The 12,620-nt window shown below is 56.4% G+C and carries 9 protein-coding genes; 4 read left to right on the top strand and 5 right to left on the bottom strand.

What is annotated here, in order from left to right; all coding sequences use genetic code 11:
• The first annotated feature begins 41 nt into the window (after positions 1-41).
• Genes TU92_RS11935 through TU92_RS11925 form a run of 3 tightly spaced genes read left to right on the top strand, consistent with a single transcriptional unit; the run spans position 42 to position 5,525 of the window.
• Positions 42-4,004 carry a cellulose biosynthesis protein BcsC gene (locus tag TU92_RS11935; protein WP_112167443.1) on the top strand — a complete coding sequence of 1,321 codons (3,963 nt, stop codon included), beginning with the start codon at positions 42-44 and terminating at the stop codon, positions 4,002-4,004.
• An 18-nt stretch (positions 4,005-4,022) separates the two neighbouring features.
• Positions 4,023-4,502 carry a cellulose biosynthesis protein BcsD gene (gene bcsD / locus TU92_RS11930; protein ID WP_112167442.1) on the top strand — a complete coding sequence of 160 codons (480 nt, stop codon included), beginning with the start codon at positions 4,023-4,025 and terminating at the stop codon, positions 4,500-4,502.
• A gap of 9 nt (positions 4,503-4,511) precedes the next feature.
• Positions 4,512-5,525, top strand: coding sequence for a family 8 glycosyl hydrolase (locus tag TU92_RS11925; RefSeq protein WP_112167441.1), 1,014 nt, complete (start codon positions 4,512-4,514; stop codon positions 5,523-5,525).
• 63 nt (positions 5,526-5,588) lie between these two features.
• Here TU92_RS11925 and dppF read toward each other — a convergent pair whose 3' ends face one another.
• The 5 genes from dppF to dppA form a co-directional block, all read right to left on the bottom strand.
• Positions 5,589-6,602 carry a dipeptide ABC transporter ATP-binding subunit DppF gene (dppF, locus tag TU92_RS11920; RefSeq protein ID WP_112167440.1) on the bottom strand — a complete coding sequence of 338 codons (1,014 nt, stop codon included), beginning with the start codon at positions 6,600-6,602 and terminating at the stop codon, positions 5,589-5,591.
• A complete protein-coding gene (dppD, locus tag TU92_RS11915) occupies positions 6,592-7,617 on the bottom strand; it encodes a dipeptide ABC transporter ATP-binding protein (protein WP_112167439.1) in 1,026 nt (341 codons plus the stop codon). Before dppD ends, dppF begins: the two co-directional genes overlap by 11 nt.
• Positions 7,618-7,627: 10 nt before the next feature.
• A complete protein-coding gene (gene dppC / locus TU92_RS11910; RefSeq protein WP_112167438.1) occupies positions 7,628-8,542 on the bottom strand; it encodes a dipeptide ABC transporter permease DppC in 915 nt (304 codons plus the stop codon).
• A 10-nt stretch (positions 8,543-8,552) separates the two neighbouring features.
• Positions 8,553-9,572 carry a dipeptide ABC transporter permease DppB gene (dppB, locus tag TU92_RS11905; RefSeq protein WP_112167437.1) on the bottom strand — a complete coding sequence of 340 codons (1,020 nt, stop codon included), beginning with the start codon at positions 9,570-9,572 and terminating at the stop codon, positions 8,553-8,555.
• Between the two features lie 205 nt (positions 9,573-9,777).
• On the bottom strand, positions 9,778-11,385 hold the full coding sequence (dppA, locus tag TU92_RS11900; protein ID WP_112167436.1) for a dipeptide ABC transporter periplasmic-binding protein DppA: 1,608 nt from the start codon (positions 11,383-11,385) through the stop codon (positions 9,778-9,780).
• A 757-nt stretch (positions 11,386-12,142) separates the two neighbouring features.
• Between dppA and TU92_RS11895 the strand changes: the two genes are divergently transcribed.
• On the top strand, positions 12,143-12,424 hold the full coding sequence (locus tag TU92_RS11895; protein ID WP_414060058.1) for a LysR family transcriptional regulator: 282 nt from the start codon (positions 12,143-12,145) through the stop codon (positions 12,422-12,424).
• Positions 12,425-12,620 lie beyond the last annotated feature (196 nt).

Genomic DNA, 12,620 nt, shown 5'->3' with positions numbered 1-12,620 from the left:
TTTACTCCCGGCTATAACCTGGCGATTACCGGAGCTGGAAAATGAAAAAACATAAACTGTCCCTGGCGGTGATCAGGGCTATTTATCTGGTAGGGATCGCCGGAGTCGTGAGTTTTAGCGCCTCAACGTTTGCCGCGGATACGACCAATCCGGCCATGAAAGCCCTGTTCGATCAGGCGGCTTACTGGCACGAACGCGCCCATGACGATCTGGCGAAAGACGCCTTGCAGAAAGTGTTGCTGGTCGAGCCGAACAACGCCCAGGCGCTGTATCTGATGTCGCTGTACTCGATGCAAAGCGGCGACAAAACCGCGGCAAACCAGTGGCGCGAAAAGCTGTCTGCCGCGTCGCCGGACGATCCGCGCTTAGCATCGCTAAACAGCGCCAAAGCCATGCAGTCAATTCCCCCGGCGCAGCTAGCCTCTGCACGCCAGATGGCCGCGCAGGGTAACGTCAGCGGTTCACTTTCGGCCTACCGCACTATCTTTAATGGCAACCAGCCGCTCGACAGTCTGGCAACCGAATATTACCTGACCATGGCGGGTGATAAATCGCTCCAGCCGCAGGCAATTGCGGGTTTGCAGCAGCGCGTAGCGTCCCGTCCGGACGATACGCAGGCGCGTCTGGCGCTGGGTAAAGTGCTGACCTATCAGGAATCTTCCCGCCGCGACGGCATCAAATTGCTGAGCACCATGGCGGGCAGCAGCAGCGACGCTGACCGCTCGCTGCGTCAGGCGCTGTTATGGATGGCACCGCAGGAAAGCGATCGCGATTTGTATCAGGGCTATCAGGCGCGTCATCCGAATGACACCGGCGTAATGGCCTATTTCCAGAAAAATATCGGTGGCGCGGCCAAAGGTCAGGGCTTTACCGCGCTGAACAGCGGCGACGTCACCGATGCGAAAGCCAAGTTTGAAAGCGTGCTGGCGGGCGATCCGAACGATGCCGACGCACTGGCCGGTTTGGGTTACATCGCGCAGCGCAGCGGCAATTTCGAAGCCGCCTCGCAGTATCTGAGCAAAGCCGCCGCACAGGGCGGACCGAACAGCGCACAGCTGAGTAATCAGGCACAGGACTCTGCGTTCTACGCTCAGCTGGCGAAAGCCAAAGAAGCCGCCGGTTCGGGCAGTTATGACGCCGCGTTGGCCGCGGTCACGCCGCTGACGCAGGTCGGCGGGGAGAAAGGTCAGTCCGCAGGATTACTGCGCGCCGACATTCTGCGCCGCAAGGGCGATCTGCCCGGTGCCGAGCAGCAATTCAGCGCGCTTGGCGATAACGCCGATGCCCGCGCAGGATTGTTCTATGTGCTGCGTCAGCAGAACAAAACAGCCGAAGCCAATCAGGTTCTCAAAACGCTGCCAGCGGATATTCAGACCAAGATGAATCCGCCAAAAGTGGCCGACGTCATCGAGCCGTTGCGCCGTCAGGCTGCACAGGCCGTCGCGAACAACGATCCGCAGCGCGCGCTGAACTTACTCCAGCAGGCGCAGGAACGTCAGCCGTCCAACGTCTGGGTGAAACTGGACATGGCGCGCATCCTGCAATCTCAGGGACAAACTGCGCAGGCGCAGTCGATCATGGCACCGTCCGCGCGCCCAGGAGCCTCGTCTGCCGATCTCTACGCCGCGGCCTTATTCGCGTCGGAAACCAAAAACTGGTCCACCTCCAGCGCCCTGCTCTCGCGCATTCCGCGCGGCAGTCAGAATCAGGGTATGCGTGAACTGGCGCAGCGCGCCAACTTCAATGCGCAAATGGCCGATGCCGAAAACTATCTGCAACAGGGCAACAGCGCGGCCGCTGCCAATACCCTGCGCGCGCTGGCGCAGAACCCGCCAACAGCACCGGCTGACGTGGGTGCGCTGGCGAAAAATCTGGCCGCCACCGGGCAGCTTCCGCTGGCGGTGCAACTGGTGCGCCAGAACATGCGCAACGGCGTGAAAGGTAACGCCGGGGATTACGCCGATCAGGTCACTGTGCTGAATCAGGCCGGACTTGGCAACGAAGCGCAGGCGTTCCTGCAAAATCCGGAAATTCAGTCCGGCACGTCGCCGACGGCGCTGGCGAATCTGCGTAACGGTTTCGTTATCACGCAGGCCGATCAGCTGCGCGAACAGGGTCAGTACGCCGCGGCGTACGACAAGCTGGTGGTCGCGCTGCAAGCCGATCCGCAAAACCGCGATCTGATGTTGGCGATGGCGCGCCTGTATCAGTCCGGCAAACTCAATAAACAGGCCGGTCAGGTTTACAACTACCTGATGACCAACGACACACCGACGCAGGATGCCCGCGTCGGGGCGATCAATATCGCGCTGGGCGAAGGCGATACGCAGCGTGCGCAGCAGCTGATGAACGGGCTGACCGGCCCGCGCACGCCAGACCGCCTGTTGCTGGCGGCACGCGTTGCCGAGGCACAGGGCGATCATCAGCAGGCGATGGCGCTGTTACGTTCAGCGAAGGGCAAGATGATCGGGCTGGAAGGCGCAGACGGTTCGGCGCAGGTCGCCGGATTGCAGCTGAGCGACAACCCGTTCATCAACCGCTCGACGCGCACCACGGCTTCACGCCCGACAACGCAATCCTCTTACGGCGCTGTCATGCCGTGGCAGGTCTCCGATCAGGTTTCCACGCCGGGGAATATTCCTGCGACCACCGCAGAACCGACGGCCGTGACACAGCGTAATGCGACAGAAAAACAGATCGACGACATGCTCGACGATTTGCAGGGCAAAACCGCCACCTGGGCGCAGGGTGAGATGTCGATTCGCGGACGTGACGGCGAAAGCGGCCTCAGTCAGCTGACCGAAGCCAAAGCGCCGATGACCTTCGCCTTCGTGCCGTTTGATACCTCGCGCCTGAGCATCGGCGTGACGCCGGTTTCGCTCAGCGCAGGCAGCCCGTCCGGTACATCCAACAGCCGCTTTGGGCAAGGCGCGCTGGCTCAGGCGCAGTCCGCGCAGAAAGATGTGGCAGCGGCGGCGTCGGCGGCAGGTCTGAACATCGCCGATTACAGCACTTTCGCCAAACTGCAGGCGGCGGCTTCCACCAATTCCAGCGCAAACTGTAGTTCGACCAACGCGGCCTCGGCGCAGTGCGTGGCCTATAACACCATTACGGGTACCGATCCGACCACCTATTCCGCCCCGGATGCCGGTAATCAGAAAGCCACCGGTGTGGAAGTCAACGCCGCGCTGACCGGTGACAGTTACAAAGCCGATGTGGGCAGTACGCCGCTCGGGCAGGATTTGAGCTCGCTGGTCGGTGGCGTGCAGTGGGCACCGAAACTGACGGACTTCACCACGCTGACCGTGACCGCAGAACGTCGCGCGATCACCGACAGTATTTTGTCCTACGTCGGTACCAAAGATAACTACAGCGGCAAAGAGTGGGGTCAGGTCACTAAAAACGGCGGCAGCGTTAACCTTTCTTACGATGACGGTGACGCGGGCTTTTACGCCGGTGCCGGTTACTACAGCTATCTCGGTAACAATGTGAAGAGTAACCAGTCGGTCAATGCCAACGCCGGGCTGTACGTTCGTCCGTACCGTTACGACGATCGCGAGCTGAAAACCGGGGTTAACGTCGGTTACATGAACTTCGACAAAAACCTCAGCTACTACAGCTACGGTCAGGGCGGTTACTTCAGTCCGCAGAACTACGTCAGCGTCTCCTTCCCGGTGGAATATACCCAGAAGTATGACGACTGGGATATGAAACTCTCGGCATCCGTCGGTTATCAGTCCTATTCTCAGGATAAGAGCGCCTACTTCCCGAATAACCCGGACTTGCAGAAACAGCTGGAAGATCTGGTGGCGGCGGGCTACGGCACCGAGGCTTACTATTCCGGTAAAACCGAAAATGGTATCGGCTGGAATGCTGGCGTCGGCGGCAATTATCATCTGAACAAGAACATGCAGATTGGCGGTCAGGTTGGCTACGATACTTTCGGCGATTACAACGAAAGCAAAGCGCAGGTCTACTTCCGCTATCTGATGGGCCAAAATTAATCCCGGTGGAATAAAACCATGCAAGAACAGAACTATACACAGGTCGCGCAGGAATATTACCGCCAGCGGCACTCCACTCCGGGCTGGCAAAGTCTGGTGCAGGTGCTATTTTCAGGTATTCTGGCATCCGCCGAAGACGAAGATGGCCGCCGTTTTCTCACGCTGATGGGCGGTAATCTGGGGCGACAGCATCCTCTGCCGGTGTGCGCCACGCTCGGCGAACTGGAAGAAAACATCAACCACATTCTCAGCCGTTTCGACTGGGGCGTGGTGAAAATTGAAGCTACCCAGCAACAGCTTGCGCTGGTGCACATCGCCTGGCCGGTTTCGCCGCAAGGTGAAGACGACGAACTGTGGCGCATCGCGCTGATTTCGCTGTTTGAAGGGCTGTATGCCCAATGGTTGCAGGCGCAAGGCGGACAGCCTTACGTTCCCCTGCGCTGGCAGGAAAGCACATCGGAAGGCGCATTCGTCTTCCGCTATCAAAATGGTTTGTAAGGAATTTTTATGTTGGCATTTCGACGCTACGGCCTGGTGCTGTGGTTCGGTCTGGTTTTCTCGTTTTTCACTACCGCAGTAATGGCGCAGGATCAGGGCTGGTCAGCCTACAAAAGCCGCTTTCTGATGCCTGACGGCCGGATCATTGATACCGCCAATAAAAACGTCAGTCACACCGAAGGCCAGGGTTTCAGCATGCTGCTGGCGGTATTCAATGACGATCAGGCCACTTTCGATAAGTTGTGGCAGTGGGCGAACACCACGCTGTATCGCAAGGACATCGGCCTCTATTCGTGGCGTTACGACCCGAATAACAGCGTGCACGTCGCTGATAAAAATAACGCCTCTGACGGCGACCAGCTGATGGCGTGGGCACTCCTGCTGGCGGGCGATAAATGGAATGACACGCGCTACACGAAAGCCTCCGAGAAATTACAGACAGCACTGATCAAATATAACGTGATTGATTACGCCGGTTACAAAGTGATGCTGCCGGGCGTGACCGGGTTCAATCAGACCAGTAACGTGACGATCAACGCCTCCTACTTTCTCTTCCCGGCGTGGAAAGCGTTTTACGCCCACAGCCACCTGAAAGTGTGGAAGGATCTCGATGAAAGCGGCACCGCGATGCTCAGCAAAATGGCGTTCGGCGAATTACGTCTGCCGACCGACTGGGTGGACATGCAGGCCGATGGCAGCATGAAGCCCGCCAGCCGCTGGCCGACGCGTTTCAGTTATGACGCCGTGCGTATCCCGCTGTACCTCGGCTGGGCGCATCCGGGCAGCCCGCAGCTGGCACCCTTCATTCTCTGGTGGCAGAAGTCGCCACGCACCGCGACACCGGCCTGGATTGATGTGATGACCGGCACCAAAGCGGGCTATAACATGTCGCCGGGCTTACTGGCTATCCGTGATTTCACCATGGCCAACGCCGCTGCCATCAGCCCGAACCTCGCGCCGAAAGATGATTACTATTCGTCTACGCTGCAACTTCTGAGCTGGTGGGCGAGTAAGCAGGGGTAATTTTCTCCGCTGAATAAAAAAGGCCGCTTTCGCGGCCTTTCTCATTTCTGTACGTCACCTGATTTACGCGACGGTCTGCGTAGTGCCGTTCTCGTCCTGATCCACGGCGAAACAGGCGACCAGCTGATCGCCGTACTGTTTCAGTTGTGGCTGGAATTGTTTGCAGGTGCCGAACGCGCGACGGCAGCGGGCGTTGAAGGCGCAACCGGCTGGCGGGTTCAGCGGGCTTGGCAGCTCGCCGGTCAGCTTGATGCGTTCACGGCGCTCGTCCGGGTTCAGACGCGGCGTTGCAGACAGCAAAGCCTGCGTGTACGGATGACGCGGATTGTTGAAGATGGCGTCTTTCGAGCCCTTCTCCACGCAGCGACCAAGGTACATCACCATCACTTCGTCGGCGATATGTTCAACAACCGACAAATCGTGCGAGATGAACACGTAGGACAGCCCCAAATCCTGCTGCAAATCCATCATCAGGTTCAGAACCTGCGCGCGGACGGAAACGTCGAGCGCGGAAACCGGTTCATCGGCGATGACCACGTCAGGATCCAGCATCAGACCACGGGCAATCGCGATACGCTGACGCTGGCCGCCGGAGAACATGTGCGGATAGCGGTCGTAATGTTCGGTTTTCAGGCCGACTTTCGCCATCATCGCCAGCGATTTTTCACGACGCTCGGCGCTGCTCAGTTTGGTGTTGATCAGCAACGGCTCTTCGAGGATCTGCCCGACTTTCTTACGCGGGTTCAGTGATCCGTAAGGATTCTGAAACACGATTTGGATCTTCTGACGGCGCAGCTTTTCCGCTGTCGCATCAGGTTTCAGCAAATCCTGCCCGCGGTAATACAACTCACCGCCTGTCGGGACTTCGATCATGGTCAGCAGACGGCCCAGCGTGGATTTCCCACAGCCGGATTCACCCACCACCGCCAGCGTTTTACCGCGTTCGAGAGTGAATGACACGCCGTCGAGGGCCTTAACTGTACGTTCCGGGGCGAACATCCCTTTCTTCACCGGGTAGTGCTTTTTCAGGTCAATCGCATGCAACAACGGCTGCGATGCGGTGTTATCAGGACTCATAAGTAGGTCTCCCGGCATCATCGAGCGGATAATGACACTTCGACTGACGCCCGTTCGCGAGATCGCGCAGCGCCGGTTCTTCTTTACGGCAAAGATCGGTGGCATACGGGCAACGCGGGTTGAGCAGGCAACCGTTCGGACGGTCATATTTGCCCGGCACCACGCCCGGCAATGACTGCAAACGCGCTTTGTCAGCGGCAAATTCCGGCAAGGATCGCAGCAGCGCCTGAGTGTACGGATGGCGCGGCGCACGGAAAATCTCCGTGGCTCTTGCCGATTCCACTACCTGACCGGCATACATCACGATGATGTGCTGCGCGGCTTCGGCCACCAGTGCGAGGTCATGGGTAATCAGCATCAGCGCCATGTTCTCTTGCTGTTGCAGCTCGAGCAGCAATTCGATGATCTGCGCCTGAATGGTCACGTCGAGAGCGGTCGTCGGTTCATCGGCGATCAGCAGTTTTGGACGGCAGGCGATCGCCATCGCGATCATTACGCGCTGACTCATCCCGCCGGAAAGCTGATGCGGATACACGTCGAGACGCGAAGCCGGATCGGGGATGCCGACCAGATTCAGCAGATCGATGGTGCGCTGACGACGGGTCTTTTTGTTGCCACCCTGATGCACCTTGATGGCTTCCATAATCTGGAATCCGACGGTGTAGCACGGGTTAAGGCTGGTCATCGGATCCTGGAAAATCATCGCGACTTCGGCGCCGACAATCTGGCGGCGCTCTTTTTCGCTCATGCCTTGCAGGTCACGGCCACCGAACTCCAGCTTTTCAGCCATCACTTTGCCGGGGAAATCGATAAGTCCCATCAGCGCCAGTGAACTGACCGATTTACCGGAACCGGATTCGCCGACAATCCCGACCACTTCGCCCTGTTTCACACTGTAGCTGATACGATCTACGGCGCGAAACGGCGTGCCTTCGTCACCAAAATGCACGGAAAGCTTATCAACGGTCAGCAGCGTTTTGCCGACCGGTACGTCTTGAATTAATGTGGTTTCCATCTCTCGTCCCCTACTGCTTGAGTTTAGGGTCAAGGGCGTCGCGCAGGCCGTCACCCATCAGGTTAAATGCCAGTACCGTCAGCAGAATGATCACACCAGGGAAGGTCACAACCCACCAGGCGCTTTGAGCAAACTGTAAGACGTCGGACAGCATCGTGCCCCACTCCGGCGTTGGCGGTTGCGCGCCCATGCCGAGGAAGCCGAGAGCCGCCATATCGAGGATGGCGTTGGAGAAACCGAGCGATGCCTGAACGATCAGCGGCGCTAAGCAGTTAGGTAAAATATTGATGAACATCTGACGCGTCGCACCGGCACCCGCCACGCGCGAAGCGGTCACGTAGTCGCGGTTCACTTCCACCAGCACCGCCGCGCGGGTAAGTCGCACGTAGTGTGGCAAGGCGACGAACGTCAGCGCCAGCGAGGCGTTGACTATCGACGGACCGAAAATTGCCACCAGCACCAGCGCCAGCAACAGGCTTGGCAAGGCCAGCATGATATCGACCACACGCATGATGATAGCGTCGATGACACCGCCGTAATATCCGGCAAACAGACCGAAAATCACGCCGAGGATCAGCGAAAGCACCACGACCAGGCAACCGACCAGCAGCGATAACCGTGCGCCGTACATCAGACGCGACAGAATATCGCGGCCCACGTCGTCGGTGCCTAACAGGAATTTCCAGCTTCCGCCCTCCATCCAGACCGGCGGACGCAGCAGGGCATCACGGAACTGTTCAGCCGGGGCGTGTGGTGCGATCACATTCGCCCCAATCGCAATCACCAGCATGATGATGATATAAGCCAGACCAGTCACGGCCCCTTTATTACGCTTGAAGTAATGCCAGAATTCCCGCAATGGCGGCATCGGCACTGGCGCAGCCGTCACGATTTCATTCGCAACGGGCTCTGTAACCTGAGACATTTTGCGCCCCTTATTTTCTGTGGCGAATACGCGGGTTGACCACGCCGTAGAGCACGTCTACCAGCAGGTTAACCACGATGATCAAAGTAGCGACCAGCAACACTCCGCCCTGCACGACCGGATAGTCGCGGCGCTGGAGTGCATCGATCAGCCACCGGCCAAGTCCCGGCCAGGAGAAGATGGTTTCCGTCAGAATGGCGCCGCCCAGCAGCGTCCCGACCTGCAAACCAATGATGGTCACCACCGGCAGCAGCGCATTGCGCAGTGCGTGGACGACAATCACCCGCATACGGCTGACGCCTTTGGCGCGCGCGGTACGGATATAATCTTCACCCAACACTTCCAGCATGGAAGAACGGGTCATACGCACGATAACCGCCAGAGGAATGGTGCCGAGCACCAGCGCAGGCAAAATCATGTGCATTACGGCGTCTTTGAAGTCGCCCGGCTCGCCCCAGATGAGGGAGTCGATCAACATAAAGCCGGTCAGCGGCATGCTGTCATCAAGAAAAACGGTATCGCTTATTCGCCCCGATACGGGCGTGAGGTTGAGCTGCACCGAGACCAGCATCACCAGCATGATCCCCCACCAGAATATCGGCATGGAATAGCCGGTCAGCGAGATACCCACTGCCGTGTGGTCGAATATCGATCCGCGTTTGACCGCCGCCAGCACGCCCACCGGAATACCGACAACAATCGCGAAAATCATCGCGCAGATGCCCAGTTCCAGCGTGGCTTTAAAGCGCGGGACAAACTCCTGCCAGACAGGGGTTCGGCTTTTTAAGGAAGTGCCCAGGTCGCCGTGCAGCACCCCGTTCACATAGTGGAAGTATTGCTGATAAAGAGGCTTATCGAGCCCCATATCTGCCATTAACTGGGCGTGACGTTCGGGGGAAACACCGCGTTCGCCTGCCATGATGGTGACCGGGTCGCCTGGTATCATATGTACGAAGGCAAAAGTCAGCAAAGTTATGCCGATAAACGTTGGGATAACTAACCCCAAACGTCGGAGTATGAACTGAAACATATCCCGTACTCTCTGTATAAAATGCCCGGAGAACCGTAGCTCGCCGGGCTTATTAGTAGCTCACAAAACTCTATACCGCTGAACTAAAAGACGTAGTGAGCGCGCTGCGAGCAAGGCGGAGGAGCACAGCAATTGAAACATACCCTCAGGCAGGCGAAAATTGCGAGCACCGCACAACGCAGCTCCCTGTGCGCTCAATCGTCAATCATTCCATGCTGACGTTTTCGAAGTGGTGTTTGCCTAACGGGTCAACGACATAGCCTTTGACTTCTTTACGGACAGGTTCGTACACGGTGGAGTGAGCGATGATCAGCGCCGGAGCCTGGTCATGCATCACAACCTGTGCCTGCTGGTACAGCGCAGCACGTTTGGCGTGATCGGATTCAGCACGGGCTGGCTGGATCAAATCTTCAAACGGCTTGTAGCACCAGCGGGAATAGTTGGAACCGTCTTTGGCGGCCGCGCAGCTGAACAGCGTGGCGAAGAAGTTGTCCGGATCCCCATTGTCCCCGGTCCAGCCCATCATCACAGACTGATGCTCACCGGCTTTAGCACGCTTGAGGTATTCGCCCCACTCGTAGGTGACGATGTTGGCTTTCACGCCCACTTTCGCCCAGTCAGCTTGGATCATTTCAGCCATACGGCGCGCGTTCGGGTTGTACGGACGCTGTACCGGCATCGCCCACAGATCGATAGTGAAACCGTCTGCGTGACCTGCTTCTTTCAGCAGCTCTTTGGCTTTCTCAGGGTTGTAATCGTAATCCACAACGTCTTTGTTGTAGCCCCACATAGTCGGTGGGATCAGGTTTTTAGCCGGCTGGCCAGCACCCTGATAAACCGCATCGATGATGGCTTTTTTGTTCACAGCCAGGGTCAGTGCCTGACGCACTTTCACTTCATCCAGTGGTTTTTTCTCAACGTTGAAGGACAGATAACCGACGTTCAGACCTGGCTGTTGCATCAGGTTGATGGTTTTATCTTTCTTCATTGCCGCGATATCAGCCGGGTTCGGGTACGGCATGACCTGGCATTCGTTTTTCTGCAATTTCGCGTAACGCACGGAGGCGTCAGGCGTGATGGAGAAGACTAAACGGTCGATCTGCGGCTTGGTGCCCCAGAAACCAGGGAAAGCTTTGTAGAGGATGCGTGAATCTTTCTGGTATTGCACAAGCTGGAACGGACCGGTACCGATCGGATCCAAATCGACTTTCTCAGGTGTTTTCGCTTTCAGCATGTTATCCGCGTATTCCGCAGACAGGATGGAAGCGAAGTCCATCGCCAGGTCAGCCAGGAATGGCGACTCCGGGCGGTTCAGCACAAACTGAACGGTATTGTCGTCAACTTTGACAATCTTGTTGATCAGATCGCCCATCCCCATGCCTTCGAAGTATTCGTAGCTACCGCCAGAAACGCCGTGGTATGGATTGTTTTTGTCGAGCTGACGTTCGAAGGAATACACCACGTCATCCGCGTTGAAATCACGGGTTGGTTTGAATTCCTTGTTGTCCTGCCATTTCACGCCTTTGCGCAGATGGAAGGTGTAGGTTTTGCCGTCTGCCGACACGTCCCACTTCTCAGCCAGACCCGCCTGAATTTCTGTGGTCCCGATCTTGAACTCAACCAAACGGTTGTAGATAGGCACGGAGCTGGCGTCATACGTGGTGCCTGAGGTGAACAGCTGAGGGTTGAAGCCTTCAGGTGAACCTTCAGAACAATACACTAACGTTTTTGCCTGCACGCTTGCCGCAACGGTCAGCGCAATCAGGCCCATACTGAATTTCAGTAGCCCCGACTTACCTAAAGAGATTGTCATCGCTTCTGCTCCATTGATTAATGGTGATGTGGATGTGTGTGTTGTGTTTGCAGCTCACGCCACCCTTTATTTTTATTTGCGGGTGACTGTGTTGGTGTGCGCTGCATTAAGTCCAACCAGAGCATGGTGAACTGCCATTTTTTTTCCTTCGAACTGTAAAGCGGGCTTTACGGATCTTTACCGGAAATAATCACTGGTCTTCCTTGGGGCTATCAATTTGGCAACTCCTATCCCTGACGTCAATATAACCATCAGGCATTTACACAGACTGTGAGTAACAGCAAACAAACATAAAAAAACATTCCGTTAACCAAATCAGGATGAATGTTCAGTTTTTGAACCCGAAACCCACACAATCAACTTTGTAAAAGAATATTCCTGGGGGTTTTGCACATATTAAATCCCTAAAAATTTCTCGCTAAATGATGAATATATGAACGGTTATTTTTGAGATAGGGGTGGAAACCAGCTGAAAATGCTGAGAAGAGCAGCAGATGACATGGGACTGTCATAAAAGGGCTTCACGCACTGACCCCTTCAATCACCCCAAAAAGGCGCAGATGCCCGATGATGGTGCAGCCACCCTCGTGGATATGTTTCGTGTGTTTTTTCACCGAAAGGCACTGTGCGGGCTGAAATACCCCGAAACCAAACTGTTCTTATAATCCAAAGACTGGCGCGTTTTTTGCTTAAATCAGGGGGTATCTGGATTTATGGCAGCAGGTTTTTTTGTATCTCACCCGCCAGAGGTTTTGTGATGGAACTAAAGTGGTTTGAAGATTTTCTCAGCGTATCTCATTGCTACAGCTTCACGCGCGCCGCCAGCGAACGAAATATCACTCAGTCCGCACTCAGCCGCCGCATCCGCCAGCTGGAAGAGTGGCTCGGCGTTGTGCTGTTTGACCGCAAAACTTACCCCATCCGCCTGACCCCGGAAGGCGAAGAATTCCTCCACGTCGCCCATGCAACAGTATTTTCCATGACGCGGTTACGCCGCAGTTTTCGCGCTAAAGCGCATGAGACGGATGTAACGGTGTGAACAGATTTTATTTGTTTCGCGACAGCGCGAAGAACCGGTAATACCGTCGGCTTCTCCTTCCTTCACCGCGTTACCGCCGACTATCAGAACTCTACAAATCACAGGAAAGAGGATTTGAAGCTGATGAGGTTAAGGGTGCGCACACAACAAAAAGCCCGCAACCAGAAAGCAGCGGGCTTTTTATAGACGAAAAAAA

It is taken from the genome of Rahnella inusitata, from assembly GCF_003263515.1.
Lineage (GTDB): Bacteria > Pseudomonadota > Gammaproteobacteria > Enterobacterales > Enterobacteriaceae > Rahnella > Rahnella inusitata.
Note: the sequence above shows the minus strand (reverse complement) of the source record. Positions and strands in the feature narration are given on the sequence as shown.

What these genes read in the sequence shown, in the direction of transcription:
- dppC (WP_112167438.1), bottom strand. Translation starts at nt 8,542, where the DNA reads ATGTCTCAGGTTACAGAGCCCGTTGCGAATGAAATCGTGACGGCTGCG.
- dppD (WP_112167439.1), bottom strand. Translation starts at nt 7,617, where the DNA reads ATGGAAACCACATTAATTCAAGACGTACCGGTCGGCAAAACGCTGCTG.
- dppA (WP_112167436.1), bottom strand. Translation starts at nt 11,385, where the DNA reads ATGACAATCTCTTTAGGTAAGTCGGGGCTACTGAAATTCAGTATGGGC.
- bcsD (WP_112167442.1), top strand. Translation starts at nt 4,023, where the DNA reads ATGCAAGAACAGAACTATACACAGGTCGCGCAGGAATATTACCGCCAG.
- dppB (WP_112167437.1), bottom strand. Translation starts at nt 9,572, where the DNA reads ATGTTTCAGTTCATACTCCGACGTTTGGGGTTAGTTATCCCAACGTTT.
- TU92_RS11895 (WP_414060058.1), top strand. Translation starts at nt 12,143, where the DNA reads ATGGAACTAAAGTGGTTTGAAGATTTTCTCAGCGTATCTCATTGCTAC.
- TU92_RS11925 (WP_112167441.1), top strand. Translation starts at nt 4,512, where the DNA reads ATGTTGGCATTTCGACGCTACGGCCTGGTGCTGTGGTTCGGTCTGGTT.
- dppF (WP_112167440.1), bottom strand. Translation starts at nt 6,602, where the DNA reads ATGAGTCCTGATAACACCGCATCGCAGCCGTTGTTGCATGCGATTGAC.
- TU92_RS11935 (WP_112167443.1), top strand. Translation starts at nt 42, where the DNA reads ATGAAAAAACATAAACTGTCCCTGGCGGTGATCAGGGCTATTTATCTG.